Genomic DNA, 19,931 nt, shown 5'->3' with positions numbered 1-19,931 from the left:
AAGTTTGTTTTTTTGAAATAATATAACTCAACTACCAATAAAAACTCGGTAGTTATGAATATTTTTTTATATTTTTATTATTTTTTCTCTATATAGTATGTACATCTTTATATCTAAAAGAATGTATAATTTTTTCTATATCTAAATAGATTTCAAGTTATATTTTATTTTTTTATAATCTTCACTTTGAAATCACCTTTTTGTGCTTTTAATATTTCTAAATTACCTTGTACTTTACCCAAAAACACCAAATCATCATTTGCCTTCTGTAATTCATAAAAAATACCAATATTTCCCCATGGTGCATAATAAAATAAATCCCCAACTTGTGGTTTATAGGTGCTATTTCCTTTTGCGTTTAATGTTTGTGGTAAATGAGCAATTTTTTCTTTTTTTGCAAAATCACTAAATTTTAATTCCATAGGTAAGGTATTGTAAAACTGCTTTGAAGTTTCATTTTCTTCTAAAATTATAAGCAACTCTTTATCGTCAAAAAGTAATTTTATCTGCATTTGTTCCCCTAGTAAAAAATTAAAACACATTAAACATGAAAACAATATTTTTATCATAATCAAGCCTTTAGAGTAAGGCTGTCAAGTACTACAATAGCGTTTAATGCCTTTGGATAGCCGATGTAAGGGATAAGCGCAGCTATGATATCTAGCAAATCTTCTCTACTTTGGCTCATATTAATATTCCCTTGCATATGAGCTTTTACTTGATTATCAGCTCCACCAAGTGAGATTAGATACACCAAGGTTAAAAGTTCTCTAGTTTTCAAATCAAGTCCATTTCTTGTGTAATAGTCTCCAAAGCAATTTGCACTTAAAAAATCATTTATAAAGTTTTTATCCTTAGGGGTAGATTCTATCATTTTAGTGATATTTACCTCGCCAAAAATCATATTTTGTATTTCTTTACCTTTTGTTTTACGATTAGATTTTGTAGTTGTACCTTGCGACTTTAAAGGCAGAGTAATATTTAACTCTTTAAATATATCATTACAAAGACTTAAAAAATCAAGTACCCTAGCAAAACCTATATAAGGTGTGGCTTGATAGATTATTTCTTTAATCTTAATAGGATCTATCTCATTTTTAATCGCCGCTTTAAGTAAAATTCCAAATTCTATTTTTCCACCCACTGCTAAAGTAGAAGCAAGTGTGATTAAAAAATATTTTTCTTTATCTAAATTTGCCTTTACAAAACTTTCGCCAAAAGTAAAATTAATGCGGTTGGTAAAATATTCTTTATCATTTTGTATAAGTGTCAAATTCTCTGTTTTTCCAAAAAATTTCTCAAAAATTTCTTTTGCTTTTTGTGTTAATTGCATGGTTTTTTCCTTAGTAGTTTTTAAAGTTTGCGAAAAAATCGTGTTAGATATTGCACTCAAAAATATAAAAGTTTTTATACTTAAATTTAAAAAGTTTCTACGTTTCATTTTTAAAATTTATCATATATTTGTAGAGATTTTATAAGCTTTACTCTTGCTTTCTTGCCTCTTTGAGTGCATTCTTATACTCTTCATCGCTAACTAATTCCAACCATTCTACATTTCTACCATCGATTTCACTTGTGAGTGCTATATGCACCCCTTTACTTGTATTCGTTGCTCCGTGGAAATGCTTTACTCCAATTGGACAGCTTATAACATCACCTTTTTTGGCTATTACAGCTTTTTGACCTGGTACTTTTGTAATAATTTCTCCTTCTGTTACGATTAAAGTTTGTCCTTTTGGATGGGTATGCCAAGCACTTCTGGCATTTTTGCTAAATTCTACTAAGCCACCACTAAAATCTCTCCATCCATTTGCTTTGAACATCATATGTATTTTAACATCACCACTAAAGATTTTAGAATCTCCTTTAAAGCTTTCATATTTTCCGGATTTTTCTATAGTTTGCATGTTTTCTCCTTTGTATGTTTGATTAGCAAATGTTAAAGTGACACTTGCAAGTGTTAAAAATAGAATTTTTTGCATATTCGCTCCTTATTTATAATAAATAAAATAGTTAATTTAAGGCATTAAAACAATATCCACTAAATCATTTTCTTTTATATCATCATGTGCTATCATAAGTGTAGCTTTGTTGTTTAAATTATTTATGATAGCGCTTGAGCCTTGTTTTTTGCCTTTTAAATTGGCATAAATTTTTCCATCTTTAAATTCTACATTACAAGCTACAAATTCTAAATGTGGACTTTTTTTCTTATAGTCAGTATTTGCAAATGCCTTAAATACATAGTCTTTTTCTTGTAAAAGCCAAACATTTAAAAGTTCTCTTACATATAAATTAAACATTACCATAGCCGAGTATGGAAAACCCGGCAGGGCAAAGATGAATTTATCTTCAAATTTGGCTATTTTGATGTGTTTGCCAGGCTTTACATCGACTTTATCTATGATGATTTCATACTCTTTAACAGCTTGCTTTAAAAAGTCAAAATCCCCCATGGAAACTCCACCAGTGGTGACTAAAATATCACATGCATTAAGTGCTTGTTTTAAAACACTCGGGGTTTTTTGCATATCATCTTTTAAAAGTGGGAAAATTCTAGCTTCAGCACCAAGTTTTTTTGCCATATTAGCTATGGCTACATGGTTTGATGAGCGAATTTGTGCAGGGTGTTCTAAGCTTTCGCCTAAGTCTTTGATCTCACTTCCGCTACTTAGCACGCCTATGATAGGTTTAGCAAAAACACTAATGTGAAAATATCCAAGCTCAGCTAAAAGTGCTATCTCGCTATAACCTAGTTTTGTGCCTTTAGTGAGTAAAATTTCGCCCTTGGTGTAGCTTTCGCCCACCTTTCTCACAGCAAAGCCTTGTGGAACTTTTTCTTTTATATAAACCACACCGTTTTTAACCTCAACTTTTTCCACAGGCACTAAGGTATCACAACCTTCACTCATCAAAGAGCCTGTAAAGGTTTTAACACATTCTTTATTTTGTATTTTAAAGCTTGGGAAAATTCCAGCAGGTACTTCGCCTATGATAGACAAAGGCTCATCTTGTTCGCTAAATTTGATCGCATAACCATCCATAGAGGCTGTGGGAAATTGAGGGTTGTTAGTAGAAGCTTTGATATCTATGGCTAAAATTCTATCTAAGCACTGTGTTAAAGCGATGTTTTCTATTTTTTCATATGTTTGTATGTGTGAATGAAGTATGTCTAAACTTTGACTATAAGAAGTTAGCATTTTAGTCCTTAGTGCTTAAAATTCCTGCTCCTTGAAGTTTCAAAGAGCGTTCTTTGGCATAAATTTTTTTGCCATTAATGATATCATATTTCCATATAGGTGCGCTTGCTTTAAAATCTTCTACAAAATCATTAATTAACTTAAGTCCTAATTTTCTTTGCTTGCTTAAAACCCCAGCAAAATAAGAACTCTCATGCACCTTAACCTCGCCGATAGAGTGAGCAAACATCAAGCTTACATTTTCATTTGCAAGTTTTTGGCACCATTTTTCAAACCAAGTTTTTAATAAAGGCTCATATATATCAAAACTCAAAGCCTCAATCTCATCTTCAGCCCTCACTATACCGCAAAATGTGATCAAAGCTCCGCAGTTTTTATCTTTAGCATATTCATACCATCTAGCATAAATGCTAGGAATTTCTAAGGCTCCTTGATGTAATTCAAACATAACTCATCCTCCACAAACCGGTGGTAATAAACAAATTTTATCCCCATCTTTTAAGGTAGTTTCATCATTAAAAACCATTTCATCGTTTAAGGCAACTGCACAAAGCTCAAGCCATTCTTTTAAGCTTTCATCTTGTCCTAAAATTGCTTTTAATTCTTTAAGATTATTTACATTTAGCTCCAAGCTTTCTTTGTTAATTGGCCCTAGAAATTCAACTTTTACCATTTTTTACCTTTATTCTTTGATTTCTAAAATTCCCATCATTCCAAGATCTTCATGCTCTAAAATATGGCAGTGAAACATTCTAATACCGGTAAATTTTTGACTCATTCTAAGTCTTAATTCTTCTCCAGGTCTTACATTAATCGTATCTTGCAATGCTCTGAATTTTGCTTTTGTTATTTTACCCTTAAATTTAGAAGATATGAGTTCAAATTGTGTTCCATGTATATGGAAAGGATGATCCATATGCGATTTGTTTTTTATTACCCATTCTTCTACTTCATTTAATTTTGAGGTTAAATCCGTTCTATTCATATCAAATGTTTTACCATTGATTAAAAACATAGAGGCAAGGCTTTTTTTGATTTCTTCTTCACTTTTTTTACTAATACCATGCATTTGCATATGATCTTCGCTCATAATCACTTCTTTAAAGCTTGTAGCTTCTTTTAAAGGTGAAAATTCTCGTAGCTTTTCAGGTATGTTTTCTATAGTTTTTTCTACTTTAAGATCAGCCAACATAAGAGTGTAAGGTTCTTCTTTAACAAGCATTTTATCGCGGTCATAATAAGTACTTTCAAGTTTAAATTCACCCTTACTTGCTTTGATTAGCACTTCTACTCTTGAAGCAGGACTTAAAAATAATTCATCTAATTCAACACCTTTTTCTATAAGCCCTCCATCAGTTCCTACTAAAATAAATTTAGCACCTTTAATGCGTAAATTTAAATATCTTGCCGCACAAAAATTATAAATACGAATTCTTTGAGCTTTGTCAAGTGTTATTTTTGGTTTTAATTGTCCATTGATAAGAACTAAATTTCCTTCTCTACCATTTAGCCAATCAAATAAATTATTATCAGGAATTTGTGCGTTTTTATCTAAACGCAGATCACTAATCACCCAATCTTGTTCTTGTAAATGCGACAACGCATCTTTTTTAGCTTTTACTACAAATACCCCTGCTAAGCCTTTATAAACTTGCTTTGCTGTGGTGTAGTGTGGGTGCGGATGATACCAGTAAGTTCCTGCTGAATTTTCTCCAAGTTTAAAGCGATAAATTCTTTCTCTACCAGGCATGATAGGATCGTGTGGGTTGCCATCTTGCTCAGGTGGTATGTCAAGTCCATGCCAGTGGATTGTAGTTGGTTCTTTTAAACTATTTTTTACCAAAATTTCTACAGTGTCACCTTCATAAACTTCTATTTTGGGTCCAGGTATAGAGCCATTGTAAGTGAAGCATTTTGTTTTTTTACCTTTAACAAGCTCTATTTGACTTTCTTTGATTTCTATACTTGATCTAAAGAAATTTTTCTTTGCACTTGTGTTTTTTAGAAGTTTTAAATTTGCTAATGTTTGTCCGCTAGGAAAGTCTTTTTCATCGAGTAGTTTAATGTTTGGATTTTCTAGTTTGATAAAAGAAGTATCGATTTCTTTTGTATCTTTTTGTGTATGTTTTGAGTGCATATTATGATGAGAATGATCCCCCATTGCATAAGCACTGCTAATACTTGCTAAACCTAAAGCATTAAATTTTAAAAATAACCTTCTATCCATTAAATTTTTACTCCTAAATTAATTTTGATTTGGATTTTGATTATAGCTATTATTTGATTAATGATTGTAAATTATAAAAACAAGATATAATGTTAATATGATTTGTTATACAAGTGGTTTTAAATCAAAAAATTAAGGACAAATAATGCTAATTAAAAATCATTTAGATAAAGACTTTCAAACCCCTGCTTATATTTTAGAAGAAGACAAGCTTAGAAAAAATTGTGAGCTTTTGGCTAAAGTGAGTGAGCAAAGTGGAGCAAAAGTCTTGCTTGCTCTAAAGGGTTTTGCTTTTTCAGGTGCTATGGATATAGTGGGTGAGTATCTATCAGGTTGTACTTGCAGTGGGCTTTGGGAAGCTAAATTCGCAAAAGAATATATGAACAAAGAAATTCATACTTTTTCACCTGCTTTTAAAGATGATGAAATAGATGAAATCATAGATCTTTCACACCATATAGTATTTAATTCTTTTAATCAGTTTAAAAAATTTAAAGATAAAGCAAGTAAAAAGTCTCTTGGTTTGCGTTGTAATCCAGAGCTTTCAGTGGCTCCAAAAGAACTTTATAATCCTTGTGGTAGATTTTCAAGATTAGGAATTCGTGCGATTGATTTTGAAAATGAAGATTTAAGTGCTTTAAGTGGGCTTCATTTTCATGCTTTATGTGAAGAAAGTGCGTATTCTTTAGAGCTTGTGTTAAATGCTTTTGAAGCTAAATTTTCAAAATTTATTAAAAATATGAAATGGGTTAATTTTGGTGGAGGTCATCATATTACTAAAGAAGGTTATGACACGCAAAAACTAATTGATCTTTGTAAAAAATTTAGCGATAAATATGGAGTGCAAGTGTATCTTGAGCCAGGTGAGGCTGTGGGTTGGCAGTGTGGGACTTTAGTTGCAAGTGTAATAGATATAGTAGAAAATGAGAAAAAAATAGCTATTTTAGATACTTCAAGTGAAGCTCATATGCCAGATACTATCATCATGCCTTATACAAGCGAGGTTTTAAATGCTAGAATTTTATCAAGTCGTGATGGACAAAATTACAGCGAGTTAAAAGAAAATGAATTTGCTTATTTACTTGGTGGTAATACTTGCTTAGCAGGGGATATCATGGGTGAGTATGCTTTTAATCAAGAGTTAAAAATAGGGCAAAAAATAGTATTTTTAGATCAAATTCATTATTCCATAGTTAAAAACACCACTTTTAATGGAGTAAGACTTCCAAATTTAATGTTCTTAGATAAGAATGAAAATTTATCTATGATAAGAGAGTTTTGTTATGAAAATTATTCAAAAAGAAACTAAAAATTGAGTTTTTTTGTAGTTTTTTGCAAATTTATGTTTTTTAAATAAAACTTTTTTTAAAATAAAAATGGAAACTGAAAATTAACAAAACTACAATGCTAAGCTTTTTCTAGCGTGTAATGTTTAGGAGTAATTTATGCATAGAGTTATACTAGCTCTTTTAGCCTGTTTTAACTTTCTATTTGCTCAAGAAAATTTTGAAGTTAAAAATACTCAAATTTGGGATGTGCAAAGAGTGATGAATATAGAAAGTTATCAAAATTTTGGTGCTTTGTGGACTAAACTGCAAGGTGAGTATATTGCAAGTGCTGTTTTGATTATACTTATAGTCGTAATTTCAGCTTTTGCTTTGCATTATATGGTCATAGGTCCAAAGAAATTTTCTCATGATGGTAAGAAAATTTACGCTTTTTCAGTATTTGAAAGATTGTTTCATTTTGTAGCAGCAATCTCTTGGATTATCCTTGTACCAACCGGACTTATTATGATTTTTGGATCGTATTTTGGCGGTGGATTTTTTGTAAGAATGTGTAAAAACTTACATGGTATTGCTACTATTTTATTTATCATTTCTATCATTCCTATGTTTTTGTGTTGGATTAAAAGAATGCTTCCTGCAAGTTATGATTTAAGATGGATGATGATAGTAGGTGGATATTTAAGCAAAGAGAAAAAACCTGTGCCTGCGGGTAAGTTTAATTTTGGTCAAAAATCTTGGTATTATATAGCTGTTTTTGGTGGCTTTTTGATGATAATCACTGGTGCGTTTATGTTTTTCCTTGATTTTAATTCTACTTCTTTGCAATCTATTTTTGGAATTTCTCATATAGATATTTTAAGAGCTTCAGCTATCATCCATAATATTTTGGGTATTTTATGTGCAGTATTTTTTGCTATTCATATTTATATGGCCGTATTTGCTATTAAAGGAAGTATCCACTCTATGATTAGTGGTTATAAAGAAGAAGAGGAAGTTTATATTTTACATTCTTATTGGTATAAAGAACTAAGCGATAAAAAACAAATCAATCCATCGTTTACTTACGATTCTAAAACAAAATTTTAAAATCTCACTTGATTTTTTTAAATTTTCCTTGTTATAATCAAATAAAAATAACAAGGAAAATTAATGATACAAGATATTGATCTTTCGCGTAAATATTTTTATGAATTTTTTTCAAAAGCTTTTAATTTTATCGATGAAAATGAGTTTAAAATTTGGCATGAGCAAGTTTTAGTTTTAGCTCAAAGTCCTTTAGATGATAGTTTAAAATTTGATTTTGAAAAACTTAGTGTATGTGATTTTGCAAGTTTTAAAGAAGAACAAAATGGAGTGTTTTTTGATTTTTCTTATGTGAATGTGCCTATTAGTGCTTCTTTTTATGATGAGGGTAGGGATGATGGCAAAATGAAGCTTCAAGCCTGTGAAATCATTAGAAAAACCAAATTTAGAAAAAAAGAAGATTGTAGGCAAAGTGAAGATGAATTTGGCTTTTTGTTTGCTTTTATGGCAAGTATTATTGAGCATGATTTAAAAGTTGCACAGCAATTATTTCGTTTTGTGATAAACCCTGTAATAGATGAGTTTATAGAAAAATTACAAATCCACAAAAACTCAAATTTTTACATTGCTATTGCCAATATTATGAAAGTCTTTTTTGTAAATGAAAGAGCTTATTTGGAAGTACAAGCACCTATAAAAAAAGAAGGTAAAAGTGTAGCAGATGAGGCTTTACAAAGACTTCCTTATGAGCCAAGACTTCCTACTAAATTTAGCAAAACAAATATAGAAGAACTTAGTAAATTATAGAAATTAATATGTATTTTGTTACCAAAATACATATTATCAAAATCATCTTTTTATGAAAATAGAAATTAAATAAAATCTTAAGTGAAAATATGCAAAATTTATTTTGTTAAGTGTATAAATACTTTGAAAATAAGTATTTATAGTTATTCTTTACTTTTATTTCAAAGGAGAGAACATGGAGGCCAATCAAAGAAGGGATTTTTTAAAAAAATCTTTGAAAATTGGTGCTTTAGGGGTAGTAGCTGGGGCAAGTGTGAATGCTTTAGCTAAAGATGATTACCAAGAGCAAAATACCGTAGTTTTAGGAAAAAGTACTAAAAAAGAAGTGCTTTATAAAAAAACTATGCATTGGGAAAAATACTACAAAATAGCTTATTAATTAAGAAAGGAAGAAGATGGCATTAGCAAGAAGAAATTTTCTTAAGCTTGCTGGTATTGCTGGTCTTGGAAGTGCGGCTTTTGGTAGTGAAAACAAAGCTATTAGAGCTGCAAGTGAACAAGAAGTAGCAAATCCTTATCCAGATTCTAAGATTGTTAGAACAATCTGTAGTATCTGTAGTGCAGGCTGTGGAATTAAAGCAGAAGTGCAAGATGGAGTTTGGGTGCGTCAAGAAAACGCTATAGAACATCCTATTTCTCAAGGATCACACTGCTGTAAAGGGATAGATCAAATCGATCTTACTAAATCAAAGCAGCGTATTAAATATCCTATGAAAAAAGAAAATGGCAAATGGGTACGTTTAACTTGGGAGCAAGCTATCAATGAAATTGGCGATAAAATGCTTGAAATCCGTAAAGAAAATGGACCTGATAGTGTTATGTTTTTAGGTTCGGCTAAATTTAATAACCAACAAGCTTATTATTTTAGAAAATTTGCAGCATTTTGGGGTACTAACAATATAGACCACGTTGCTAGAATTTGACACAGCGCAACAGTCGCCGGTGTGGCGAATACATGGGGTTATGGCGCTATGACAAATCATTTTGGTGATGTGACTAAACACTCAAAAATGATGATTATTTTTGGTGCAAATACTGCTGTGGCAAATCCTATCGGATTTAAACACTTATTGCAAGCAAAAGATCGTAATAATGCTAAATTGGTAGTTGTAGATCCTGTATTTACAAAAACTGCAGTACATGCTGATGAATATGTAAGAATTCGTCCAGGCACAGATATAGCTTTAGTTTATGGTATGCTTCATTTGATCTTCAAAAACGGTTGGGAAGATAAAGAATTAATCAAAACTAGAACTTATGGGGTTGAAGAAATAAAAGCAGAGGCTGCTAAATGGACTCCTGAAGTTGTAGAAGATGTAACAGGTGTTCCAGCTGCTCAACTTGAAAAAATCACAAGAATGTTAGCTACAATCAAACCTGCTACGCTATTTTGGGCTTTAGGTATTACTCAACACTCAGTAGGTAGCTCTAACACAAGAATTCTAGCTATCTTACAACTCGTTCTTGGTAATATAGGCAAACCAGGTGCAGGAACAAACATCATTAGAGGTCATGATAATGTTCAAGGTGCTACTGATATGGGCTGTTTGGCTGATACTTTACCAGCTTATTATGGGCTTGATGATAATGCGTGGAATCATTTTGCTAATTTTTGGAATGTAGATAGAGAATATTTAAATTCAAGATTTTATTCTAAAGAATGGATGCATGAAAAAGGTTTTTCACTAGCAAAATGGTGGCAAGGCGTTTTACATGAAGAAAAAACTTATTCTAACTCACCTATCCGTGTGCTTTGGGTGCAAGGAACGGGTATTACTTCTATGGCGCATACGGTAAAAATTCAAGAAGCGCTTAAAAAACTTGATATGATTGTAATCGCTGAACCTTTTGTAAATGAAGTAGCAGTTTTAGCAGATCGTTCTGATGGTATTTATATTATCCCTGCTTGTACTCAATTTGAAACAGAAGGTTATGTCACTGCGACTAATCGTGCTATGCAATGGCGTTCTCAAGTAGTAAAACCAATTTATGAAAGCAAAGAGGATCAAGAGATTATGTTTGCTTTTGCTAAAAAATTCGGTTTTTACAAAGAATACACTCGCGGTATGAAAATGGAATTGAAAGATCATAAGCTTGTGCAAACAAGAGATGATAATGATGATAATTTTATATGGCCTGATGATGCTACAAGAGAAATGAGTAATGGTCTTTTAAGCATAGGCTTAAGAGGTATTTCAGCTGAACGCTTAAGAAAACACCAGCAAAATTGGGAACATTTTGATCCTGATACTCAAAGAGGTATTGGTGGTAAAGTTAAAGGCGAATACTATGGTTTACCTTGGCCTTGTTGGGATGAACAACATCCGGGAACTTCTATATTATGGAATACTGATGTGCCTTATGAAGAAGGCGGTATGGGCTTTAGAAACCGCTTTGGTTTAGAGCATGAAGGACATTCTCAATTAGCAGATGATGCCTTTACTCCAAAAGGATGTAAAGTTAAAGGTGGTTACCCACAAATCACTAAGGCAAATATTGAAAAAGTATTTAATATCAAACTAAGTGATAGCGAAAAAGAATTAATGGGCGCTAGCTGGAGTACAGATATTTCAGGTATTATTTTAGAAAAATGTAGAGAAAAGAGTGCTTGCTGTTTAGGTAATGCAAGAGCTAGAATGAAAGTTTGGGAATTTGCAGATCCTATTCCGTTACATAGAGAGCCTATTCACTCACCTCGTTGGGATTTGGTTAAAAAATATCCTACTTGGGGTGATCAAGAGAAAAATTTCAGAGTTGAGAGTAAATTTATCAGCGAGCAACAAAAGAAAGATTGGAGTAAAGAGTTTCCAACTATCATTTCAAGTATGCGTTTAGTAAATTTAAGTGGTGCAGGTATGCTTGAGAGAACTAGTAAATATCTTGCTGCAATCACACCTGAAATGTTTGCTAATGTTCACCCTGAACTTGCCTTAAAATATGGTATAAATGATGGAGATATGATGTGGATTCATTCACCGCAAGGTACTAAGATTAAAGTAAAATGTGTGCATAATCATTCTGTTACACCGGATAGAATTTGCTTGCCTTATAACTTTGCGGGTATTATGCAAGGAGTGGATTTAAGTTATAATTATCCTGAAGGCACTAGACCTTATACTATAGGTGAAAGTTCTAACACGGTTACTAACTATGGTTTTGATATAAATACGCAAATTTCTGAATTTAATGCAGGACTTTGCAGACTTGAAAAGGCTTAAGGGGTAAGTTATGGCTAGAATGAAATTTTATGTAGATAATAATCGCTGTATTTCTTGCTTTGCTTGTCAAGTGGCTTGTTCAAGTGCGCACGAAGTGCCAGTGGGGATTAATAGAAGAAAGGTAATCACTCTAAATGAAGGCATAGAAGGAAAAGAGTTTTCAACAACTCTTGCCTGCCAACACTGCACAGATGCTCCATGTGAGCAAGTTTGTCCTGTAAAATGCTTTTATATTAGAGCTGATGGTATTGTTTTACATGATAAAAAAACTTGTATAGGTTGTGGGTATTGTCTTTATGCATGTCCTTTTGGTGCTCCACAATTTCCAAGAGATGGTGCTTTTGGTATTAAAGGTCAAATGGATAAATGTACTATGTGTGCAGGTGGTCCTGAACCTAGTAACTCTCATGAAGAAAGAGAACTTTATGGACAAAATCGTATCGCAGAAGGTAAAGTACCTATGTGTGCTGCAGTTTGTTCTACAAATGCACTTTTGGTTGGTGATGCAGCTGAAGTTAGTGCAATGTATAGAAAAAGAGTTTTGCTTAAGGGCCAAAATTTAGGACTTGATGCAAAATAACCCAAAGGGTGTTTACAGGCACCCTTTTTTACTACTTATAATCCAAGGTTAATTCATGGAAGAATTAAATTTACAAATTCAAAAAAATCTTGATGAAAATAATAAACTTACTTGTAAAAAAGCACTAGAGCTTTTAAAACAATACTCCAAAGAAGATTTTCAAGCTAGTATAAAAAAAATGGATGTAAAAATTTCAGATTGCGAGTTAGGTCAATTTGGAAAGTTAAATAAAAATATAGCAAAAAGTGAAATTTTAGAAAAATTAGAAACAAAACTAGATTCTAAGCGTCGCATATCATGTAAAGATGCTTTAGAATGTGCTAAAAACTTTAATATGGCTGATATGAGAGCTACGCTTAAAACTTATAAAATTGATATTAAATACTGCGAACTTGGTTGTTTTGAAGAAAAAAAAGGTAAAAAATTTCATATAAAAAGCAAAATTTGGGTAGAAAATCCTGATGGAGAATTACTTTTTGGTAAAGGGAAAACAGATATTTTAGAATTAGTTGGAGAATGCGGAAGTATTTCCCAAGCGGCTAAACAACTAGGGATGAATTATAAAAAAGCTTGGCTTTATATACAGGATTTAGAAAAAAATATGAAAGAAGAATTGCTCATTGCTAAAAAAGGAAGGGGAAGTCAATCAGGTAGTAAGCTTACTCCAAGAGCTTATGAGCTAATTCAAAATTTTAAAATTTTACAACAAGATGTAGAAGAATACACTAATAAACGCTTTAAAGAATTATTTTTCAAGAAAAATCAAGAAAAAGATAAAACTTAATTTGAATACAAGTTATAAAAATATATCATTAAGTAAAAAAGGTAAAAAATGAAAATTGATTGTAGAGATTTAGCTTGTCCGCGTCCTGTGATAGAGACAAAAAAGGCTTTAGAGGAGTTAAAAGAAAATGAAAATTTAGAAATTCTTTTAAATTCTCAAGCTTCTAAAGAAAATGTAATGAGGTTTTTAAAATCTTTAAATTTGAACTTTAGTGTGAAAGATGTAAATGATGAAAGTATTATTAGCATTATAAAAGATAGTAATATAGCTCAAACTCAAGAAAAAAATTTACAAGAATACAATGTGTTATTTTTAAAAAGTGATAAAGTAGGCGAAGGGGAACTTGGGAAAAATCTAATGCTAGGTTTTTTAAAAACCTTAAAAGATTTACCTAATAAACCTGTAAAAATCCTTTGTGTTAATGATAGTGTTTTAATGAATACTGATTGTTCTCATATGGCTTTTGAAGCTATGAAAGAGCTTGAAAATTTAGGGGTTGAAATTTATAGTTGTGGGGCATGTTTGGAATTTTTTGGTAAAACTAAAGAGCTTAAAATAGGTAAAATAGGTAATGCTTATGAAATTTTAAATGAACTTTTTGGAAAGGCAAAGATTATTTCTTTATGATATATAAAGACCAAAAACTAACTCAATATGTAAAAGCTGCGGGTTGAGCTGCCAAACTAGACTCGGTGGGTCTTAACAAAATTCTTGGCATTTTAAAACCGCATGAAAACATTTTAAGTGGTATTGATAATAACGAAGATGCAAGTGTTTATAAGCTAAATGAGGAATTAGCTTTAGTGCAAACACTTGATTTTATCACACCTGTGGTTGATAGTGCGTATCATTTTGGTGCTATAGCTGCTGCCAATGCTTTAAGTGATGTATTTGCTATGGGTGCTGAGGTGATTAATGCCTTAAATATTGTAGGCTTTGATACTTGTCATTTTAACAATGAAATTTTACTTGAAGTTTTAGAAGGTGCTAGAGCTAAGGTTGAAGAAGCTGGTGCTGTGCTAGTAGGTGGCCATACTATAGAAAATGATGAATTTATTTTTGGTCTTAGTGTGACAGGTGTAGTTCATCCTAAGAAATTTATAGCTAATAATAGTGCAAAAGATGGTGATGTTATTTTACTTACTAAGCCTATAGGTAGTGGCATTATTAGCACTGCTATCAAGGCTGGTTTGCTAGAAAAAGCAAAGATTTTAAAAGCAATAGAGCAAATGAGTTTTTTAAATCTTTACGCAAGTCGTATTTTAAAGGGGTTTAAAAGTCTTAGTGCTTTAAGTGATGTTACTGGTTTTGGCCTTTTGGGGCATTTAAAAGAAATGTTAAATGAAGAGATTATGATAGAAGTGTATAAAAATGAAATTCCTTTAATGGATGGAGTTTTGCCAATGGCTAATATGGGGATAATCCCAGCAGGAGCTTATAAAAATAAAGATAGCCTAAAAATTTGGGTTGATAATTTAAATGAAAAAGATGAAGATATAGTGTATTTTGATCCTCAAACTTCAGGTGGACTTTTAGCTGCAATGAGTGAAAAAGATGCAAATGAGGCTTTGAAAATTTTGAAAGATTACAATATAGAGGCAAAGATTATTGCTAGATGTGTAAGAAATACTCATAATTATTTATTATTACGCTAATATTTTATTTACAATTAAAAATATATGTTTATATTTGTTACTTTTTTACATAAAAAAATAAATTATAAATAAATATATGTTGATTTTTGTGGCTATTTTTGTATCATAAAAGATATTAATTACTAAATGGAGGAAGAAATGATACAAAAAGCTTTGCAATTAGCTGAAGAATTACAAAGAAAAATAGAAAGTAATATCTCTCAAAGTGAAAAAGAATTTCACGCCAAAATGCAAAAACTTTTAAACAATCCTAAAAATAAAGTGATGTTGATTGAACTTTTAGATCGCTCTTTTAGATGTAAAGATAAAAGTGCGAGTTTTGAGCTTATAGAGCATACTTTAAACAAATATGGTATAGCAGATTTTTTCAGTGCTTTTGAAAAATTTTTGCTTTTTTCATTTTTAAATTTTGGAAAATTTGCACCAACTCTTAGTGTGCCATTTTTCATTAAGCATTTAAGAGAAGATACTAAAGCTATGGTTTTAGATGCAAACCCTAGTGTTTTAGAGCCTCATATGCGTAAAAGAAAAGATGAAGATAAAATTACCTTAAATGTAAATTTAATTGGTGAAGAGGTTTTGGGTGAGGCTGAGAGTGCTTATAGAGTAAAAAAATATGAAGAAGCATTAAAAACAAGCTATATTACTTATATTTCAATTAAAATCACTACCATTTTTTCTCAAATTAATATCATTGATTTTGAATACTCTAAAGATGAAGTGGTAAAAAGATTGGATAAATTATATGCTCTTGCTTTAGAAGAAGAAAAAAAGCAAGGTGTGTCTAAATTTATCAATCTTGACATGGAAGAATTTAGAGATTTAGAATTAACCGTTGAAGCTTTTATGGAAAGTATTGCAAAGTATAATATTAAAGCAGGTATCGTTTTACAAGCTTATCTTCCTGATTCTTATGAATATTTGAAAAAACTTTTTGCTTTTTCAAAAGAAAGAGTTTTAAAAGGTATGAAGCCTATAAAAATTCGCTTTGTTAAAGGAGCGAATATGGAAAGTGAAGAAACTATAGCTTCGCAAAGAGGTTGGGCTCTACCTACTTTTTATAAAAAAATTGACACAGATAGTAATTATAAGAAAATGCTTGATTTTGTCTTAGAGGGTGATAATTATAAATATATTAATGTAGGTATTGCGAGTCACAATTTATTTGAAATTGCTTATGCTTATACTAGAATTTCACAAGCAGGAGCTTTATCATCTTTTACTTTTGAAATGCTTGAAGGTATGAGTTTGCAATGCTCTTATGAGCTTTCTAAAATGCATGATCTTATACTTTATGCACCGGTGTGTGATGAAGCGCATTTTAATAATGCCATTGCTTACTTAGTAAGAAGACTTGATGAAAATACTAGTGAAGATAATTTCATGAGATATTTTTTCAACCTTAAAATCAATGATAAAAATTGGCAAATGCAAAAAGAATTATTTATAAAATCTTTAGAAGGCGTTGCTAGTTTGGATAATTCTACTCATAGAACTCAAGATAGAAATAATGAGATAAAGGCTATTAGTTCTTATGAGAGTAAAGAATTTAAAAACGAACCTGATACAGATTTTATCTTAAAAGCAAATAGAGAATGGGCTAAAAATATAAGAACTAAATATGAAAATTTAGAAAATTATGATGTGTATCCGGTTGCAAAAGAAGAAATTAAAAATGAAAATTTACAAGTAATAGAAGTTAAAGATAAAATCAAAAATCGCACTATAGGTAAAGCACATTTAGCAGGCCAAAAAGAGATTAAATATGCTTTAGATGTAGCTAAGAGCTCAAATTTTAGTGATTTAAGTCATGATGAAATTTATAAAATTTTAGCAAAAACTGCTCAACTTGTTAGAGATCGTAGAGGAGATTTAATAGGTATAGCAGCTTTAGAAGTAGGAAAAACTTTCTTAGAGATTGATCCTGAAGTTAGTGAGGCTATAGACTTTTTAGAATTTTACCCACATTCTTTGGAAAAACTAAAAGAGCAAAATCCAAATACTACTTTTAAAGCAAAAGGCATAGGTGTGGTAATTGCACCATGGAATTTTCCAGTAGGTATTTCAGTAGGAACCATAGCAGCACCTTTGGCTGCAGGTAATAAAGTAATATATAAGCCATCATCTTTATCCATGCTAACAGGTTATATGCTTTGTAAATGCTTTTGGGATGCGGGAATTCCAAAAGATGCTTTGATTTTCTTACCTGCTAAAGGTAGTGATATATCAAAATACTTGCTTGTTGATCAAAGTGTGAAATTTTCAGTATTAACCGGTGGAGAAGAAACTGCTTATGCAATGCTCAAAGCTAATCCAACCTTACTTTTAAGTGCTGAAACAGGCGGTAAAAATGCAACTATTGTTTCTAAATTTGCTGATCGTGATAGTGCGATTAAAAATATCATTCATTCAGCATTTTCAAATTCAGGTCAAAAATGCTCTGCTACTTCTTTACTTGTTTTGGAAGAAGAAGTTTATGAAGATGAGGAATTTAAAAAGACCTTGGTAGATGCTGCTAGTTCTATGGCGGTTGGAAATCCATTTGTATTTAAAAATAAACTTGGAGCTTTAGCAGATAAACCAGATGTAAAACTGCAAAAAGCATTAGATGAGTTAGCTCCATATGAAAGTTGGGCTTTAAAGCCTAAATTTGTAGATGATAATCCTTATCTTTTAACTCCAGGGATTAAATATGGTACAAAAAAAGGTGATTTTACACACATGAATGAGCTTTTTGCGCCAATTTTAACTGTAATGAAAGCAAAAGATTTAAAAGAAGCTATTGATATAGTAAATTCTACAGGTTATGGACTTACAGCAGGATTTGAAAGTTTAGATGAGAGAGAATGGGAATACTTCCACACTCACATAGAGGCAGGAAATATTTACATCAATAAACCAACAACAGGAGCTATAGTTCTTAGACAACCTTTTGGTGGTATTAAAAAATCAGCCATTGGTTTTGGTAGAAAAGTTGGAATTTATAATTACATCACTCAATTTTTAGATATAGAGCAAAGTCAAGCTGATCAAAATGTTTTAGATAATGAATTAGTATCAAATTTAAATGCTTTAAGCTTGGATTTAAATGAAAAAGATAAAGCCGATTTTGAAGTCATTAAAGCTATGGCAAGAAGCTATGCTTATCATGCAAAACATGAATTTGCAAGTGCAAAAGATTATGTCAATATAAGAGGCGAGGATAATATTTTCTCTTATACAAAGGTTAAAAATATTGCTTATAGAGTACATAAAGATGATAGTTTAAAAGATATTTTAGGAGTTATTTTAGCAGCTAGTGTGCTAAATATTGATCTTATTTTAAGTTATGATGAGCATGAAAAAATAGATCTTGTGCAAAAGATTAATCAAAAAATTAGTTCAAAAACTTTATTCCTTAAAGAAAGTAAAGAAAATTTCATTAGCAAAATAGCTGATTATGAAAGAATTCGTTATTTTGCTCCATTAGATATTAATGATGAAATTTTCATAAAAGCAGCAAGTTGTGCAAAAATCATTGCCAATGCTAAGCCTTTAATGAACGGACGTTTTGAGTTGCTTTTATATCATAATGAAAAAGCTTTAAGTATATCTTTCCACCGTTATGGAAATTTAGGCATTCGTGCTTTAAAATAAAAAGGAGAAAAAATGGAGGTTGTGCACATTAATACTCAAATTGCGATAATGTTTGTCGCATATTCAGCATTAATGCTTTTTATTGGATTTTATTTTTATAAACAAAATAAAAATTCAGAGGATTATTTTTTAGGTGGTCGTTCTATGGGGCCGGTAGTTTCAGCACTTAGTGCTGGAGCTTCTGATATGAGCGGTTGGCTTTTAATGGGTTTACCGGGAGCTTTATATGTAAGTGGTTTAGCTGAAAGCTATATTGCAATAGGTCTTAGTATAGGAGCATTTTTAAACTGGGCTTTTGTAGCAAAAAGACTTAGAATTTATACTAGTGTGATTGCAAATTCTATTACAATTCCAGATTATTTTGAAACAAGATTTGATGATGATAAGCATATATTAAGAGTGGTTTGTGCTATTGTTATTTTGATATTCTTTACTTTTTATGTTTCTTCAGGACTTGTAGGTGGAGCAAAGCTTTTTGAAGCAACTTTTGGAATCCAATATGATTATGCGCTTACTACAGGAACTGTGATTATAGTTGCTTATACATTTTTGGGTGGATATAAGGCAGTTTGTTGGACGGATTTAATTCAGGGTTTATTAATGATGAGTGCCTTGATTATCGTACCTATAGTGATGATTTATCATTTGGGTGGCTTTAGTGAAGCTGTTAATATAGTCAAAGAAATTAAGCCAAATACTTTTTCTATGGGGGAAGGATTAAGCTTTTTGGGTATAGTTTCAGCGCTTTCTTGGGGGCTTGGGTATTTTGGTCAGCCACATATTTTGGTGCGTTTTATGTCTATAAGATCAACTAAAGATATTCCAACTGCTACTTTTGTAGGAATTTCTTGGATGGTTATATCTTTAATTGGAGCTTGTTTGATAGGTATTTTAGGTATAGCTTATGTGAGTAAATTTGAGCTTAGTTTGCAAGATCCTGAAAAGATTTTTATCGTAATGTCGCAATTGCTTTTCAATCCTTGGATAGCAGGTGTTTTATTAAGTGCTATTTTGGCAGCCATTATGAGCACAGCAAGTTCGCAATTGCTTGTTTCAAGTTCAACTATAGCAGAGGATTTTTATAAAAGAATTTTTAACAAAGAAGCGTCCAATAAAACAGTGATGACTTTGGGTAGATTTGGTGTTTTAGCAGTAGCTGTGATAGCTTTTATTATTTCTACTGATAAAAACTCAAGCGTATTAAGTATAGTAGCTTATGCTTGGGCAGGGTTTGGAGCAAGTTTTGGTTCTGTAATGCTCTTTTCGTTATTTTGGTCAAAAATGACTAGATATGCTGCTATTGCAGGTATGATTACCGGTGCAGTTGTAGTTGTAGTATATAAAAATTTCTTAGCAGAGTGGCTTGATTTTCCTATTTATGAAATCATTCCAGGATTTTTAGCTGCTTCTGTTGTGATTATTTTAGTGAGCATGGTAACTAAAGTTCGCCCAGGAACTAAAGCAGCTTATGAAACAATGCTAAAACATCTCTAATACTCTCGCAATATGCGA

18 protein-coding genes are annotated in these 19,931 nt (G+C 31.4%); 11 read left to right on the top strand and 7 right to left on the bottom strand.

Going from position 1 to position 19,931, the window contains the following annotated elements:
- Positions 1-164 precede the first annotated feature (164 nt).
- From L8X38_RS01575 to L8X38_RS01545, 7 genes are all read right to left on the bottom strand, one after another.
- On the bottom strand, positions 165-569 hold the full coding sequence (locus L8X38_RS01575; protein WP_318529578.1) for a cyclophilin-like fold protein: 405 nt from the start codon (positions 567-569) through the stop codon (positions 165-167).
- A gap of 2 nt (positions 570-571) precedes the next feature.
- Complete coding sequence (locus L8X38_RS01570) at positions 572-1,333, bottom strand: carboxymuconolactone decarboxylase family protein (protein WP_263661082.1); 762 nt, start codon at positions 1,331-1,333, stop codon at positions 572-574.
- Between the two features lie 148 nt (positions 1,334-1,481).
- Positions 1,482-1,907, bottom strand: coding sequence for a cupin domain-containing protein (locus L8X38_RS01565; protein WP_087700461.1), 426 nt, complete (start codon positions 1,905-1,907; stop codon positions 1,482-1,484).
- 111 nt (positions 1,908-2,018) lie between these two features.
- Positions 2,019-3,200 carry a molybdopterin molybdotransferase MoeA gene (locus L8X38_RS01560; protein WP_263661081.1) on the bottom strand — a complete coding sequence of 394 codons (1,182 nt, stop codon included), beginning with the start codon at positions 3,198-3,200 and terminating at the stop codon, positions 2,019-2,021.
- 1 nt (position 3,201) lies between these two features.
- Positions 3,202-3,648: a molybdopterin synthase catalytic subunit gene (locus tag L8X38_RS01555; RefSeq protein ID WP_133319421.1), complete on the bottom strand. Its 447-nt coding sequence runs from the start codon at positions 3,646-3,648 to the stop codon at positions 3,202-3,204.
- A gap of 3 nt (positions 3,649-3,651) precedes the next feature.
- On the bottom strand, positions 3,652-3,873 hold the full coding sequence (locus tag L8X38_RS01550; RefSeq protein ID WP_133319420.1) for a MoaD/ThiS family protein: 222 nt from the start codon (positions 3,871-3,873) through the stop codon (positions 3,652-3,654).
- 9 nt (positions 3,874-3,882) lie between these two features.
- Positions 3,883-5,427: a multicopper oxidase family protein gene (locus tag L8X38_RS01545; protein ID WP_133319419.1), complete on the bottom strand. Its 1,545-nt coding sequence runs from the start codon at positions 5,425-5,427 to the stop codon at positions 3,883-3,885.
- Positions 5,428-5,572: 145 nt separating this feature from the next.
- On the opposite strand from L8X38_RS01545, the gene nspC reads away from it, so the two are divergent.
- The 11 genes from nspC to putP all read left to right on the top strand — a co-directional run bounded on the left by nspC (position 5,573) and on the right by putP (position 19,913).
- Complete coding sequence (nspC, locus tag L8X38_RS01540; protein ID WP_263661080.1) at positions 5,573-6,736, top strand: carboxynorspermidine decarboxylase; 1,164 nt, start codon at positions 5,573-5,575, stop codon at positions 6,734-6,736.
- Between the two features lie 136 nt (positions 6,737-6,872).
- The gene (locus L8X38_RS01535; RefSeq protein ID WP_263661079.1) at positions 6,873-7,802 is read left to right on the top strand and encodes a formate dehydrogenase subunit gamma; all 930 of its coding nucleotides are present in this window, start codon (positions 6,873-6,875) and stop codon (positions 7,800-7,802) included.
- A 63-nt stretch (positions 7,803-7,865) separates the two neighbouring features.
- Positions 7,866-8,546 (top strand): molecular chaperone, encoded by a 681-nt coding sequence (locus L8X38_RS01530; protein ID WP_263661078.1) that lies wholly within the window; start codon positions 7,866-7,868, stop codon positions 8,544-8,546.
- Between the two features lie 175 nt (positions 8,547-8,721).
- Complete coding sequence (locus L8X38_RS01525; RefSeq protein ID WP_012661099.1) at positions 8,722-8,925, top strand: twin-arginine translocation signal domain-containing protein; 204 nt, start codon at positions 8,722-8,724, stop codon at positions 8,923-8,925.
- A gap of 16 nt (positions 8,926-8,941) precedes the next feature.
- Entirely contained in the window at positions 8,942-11,764 is a 2,823-nt protein-coding gene (locus L8X38_RS01520) for a formate dehydrogenase subunit alpha (RefSeq protein WP_263661077.1), read from the top strand.
- A gap of 10 nt (positions 11,765-11,774) precedes the next feature.
- Positions 11,775-12,344, top strand: coding sequence for a formate dehydrogenase FDH3 subunit beta (gene fdh3B / locus L8X38_RS01515; protein ID WP_263661076.1), 570 nt, complete (start codon positions 11,775-11,777; stop codon positions 12,342-12,344).
- 55 nt (positions 12,345-12,399) lie between these two features.
- On the top strand, positions 12,400-13,128 hold the full coding sequence (locus L8X38_RS01510; protein ID WP_263661075.1) for a winged helix-turn-helix domain-containing protein: 729 nt from the start codon (positions 12,400-12,402) through the stop codon (positions 13,126-13,128).
- A 48-nt stretch (positions 13,129-13,176) separates the two neighbouring features.
- On the top strand, positions 13,177-13,755 hold the full coding sequence (gene yedF, locus L8X38_RS01505; RefSeq protein ID WP_263661074.1) for a sulfurtransferase-like selenium metabolism protein YedF: 579 nt from the start codon (positions 13,177-13,179) through the stop codon (positions 13,753-13,755).
- Complete coding sequence (gene selD / locus L8X38_RS01500) at positions 13,752-14,783, top strand: selenide, water dikinase SelD (protein ID WP_263661073.1); 1,032 nt, start codon at positions 13,752-13,754, stop codon at positions 14,781-14,783. The genes yedF and selD overlap by 4 nt, the downstream gene beginning before the upstream one ends.
- 138 nt (positions 14,784-14,921) lie before the next feature.
- Complete coding sequence (locus tag L8X38_RS01495) at positions 14,922-18,419, top strand: bifunctional proline dehydrogenase/L-glutamate gamma-semialdehyde dehydrogenase (protein WP_263661072.1); 3,498 nt, start codon at positions 14,922-14,924, stop codon at positions 18,417-18,419.
- 12 nt (positions 18,420-18,431) lie between these two features.
- Positions 18,432-19,913, top strand: coding sequence for a sodium/proline symporter PutP (gene putP, locus L8X38_RS01490; RefSeq protein ID WP_220566430.1), 1,482 nt, complete (start codon positions 18,432-18,434; stop codon positions 19,911-19,913).
- The last annotated feature ends 18 nt before the right edge of the window (positions 19,914-19,931 follow it).

The sequence above is a fragment of the Campylobacter sp. CNRCH_2014_2452 genome (genome assembly GCF_025772865.1).
In the GTDB taxonomy this organism is placed as follows: domain Bacteria; phylum Campylobacterota; class Campylobacteria; order Campylobacterales; family Campylobacteraceae; genus Campylobacter_D; species Campylobacter_D lari_D.
Note: the sequence above shows the minus strand (reverse complement) of the source record. Positions and strands in the feature narration are given on the sequence as shown.

Excerpts from the sequence above, each read along its gene's own strand:
- L8X38_RS01575 (WP_318529578.1), bottom strand. The coding sequence starts at position 569 with ATGATAAAAATATTGTTTTCATGTTTAATGTGTTTTAATTTTTTACTA.
- L8X38_RS01570 (WP_263661082.1), bottom strand. The coding sequence starts at position 1,333 with ATGCAATTAACACAAAAAGCAAAAGAAATTTTTGAGAAATTTTTTGGA.
- L8X38_RS01565 (WP_087700461.1), bottom strand. The coding sequence starts at position 1,907 with ATGCAAACTATAGAAAAATCCGGAAAATATGAAAGCTTTAAAGGAGAT.
- L8X38_RS01560 (WP_263661081.1), bottom strand. The coding sequence starts at position 3,200 with ATGCTAACTTCTTATAGTCAAAGTTTAGACATACTTCATTCACACATA.
- L8X38_RS01555 (WP_133319421.1), bottom strand. The coding sequence starts at position 3,648 with ATGTTTGAATTACATCAAGGAGCCTTAGAAATTCCTAGCATTTATGCT.
- L8X38_RS01550 (WP_133319420.1), bottom strand. The coding sequence starts at position 3,873 with ATGGTAAAAGTTGAATTTCTAGGGCCAATTAACAAAGAAAGCTTGGAG.
- L8X38_RS01545 (WP_133319419.1), bottom strand. The coding sequence starts at position 5,427 with ATGGATAGAAGGTTATTTTTAAAATTTAATGCTTTAGGTTTAGCAAGT.
- nspC (WP_263661080.1), top strand. The coding sequence starts at position 5,573 with ATGCTAATTAAAAATCATTTAGATAAAGACTTTCAAACCCCTGCTTAT.
- L8X38_RS01535 (WP_263661079.1), top strand. The coding sequence starts at position 6,873 with ATGCATAGAGTTATACTAGCTCTTTTAGCCTGTTTTAACTTTCTATTT.
- L8X38_RS01530 (WP_263661078.1), top strand. The coding sequence starts at position 7,866 with ATGATACAAGATATTGATCTTTCGCGTAAATATTTTTATGAATTTTTT.
- L8X38_RS01525 (WP_012661099.1), top strand. The coding sequence starts at position 8,722 with ATGGAGGCCAATCAAAGAAGGGATTTTTTAAAAAAATCTTTGAAAATT.
- fdh3B (WP_263661076.1), top strand. The coding sequence starts at position 11,775 with ATGGCTAGAATGAAATTTTATGTAGATAATAATCGCTGTATTTCTTGC.
- L8X38_RS01510 (WP_263661075.1), top strand. The coding sequence starts at position 12,400 with ATGGAAGAATTAAATTTACAAATTCAAAAAAATCTTGATGAAAATAAT.
- yedF (WP_263661074.1), top strand. The coding sequence starts at position 13,177 with ATGAAAATTGATTGTAGAGATTTAGCTTGTCCGCGTCCTGTGATAGAG.
- L8X38_RS01495 (WP_263661072.1), top strand. The coding sequence starts at position 14,922 with ATGATACAAAAAGCTTTGCAATTAGCTGAAGAATTACAAAGAAAAATA.
- putP (WP_220566430.1), top strand. The coding sequence starts at position 18,432 with ATGGAGGTTGTGCACATTAATACTCAAATTGCGATAATGTTTGTCGCA.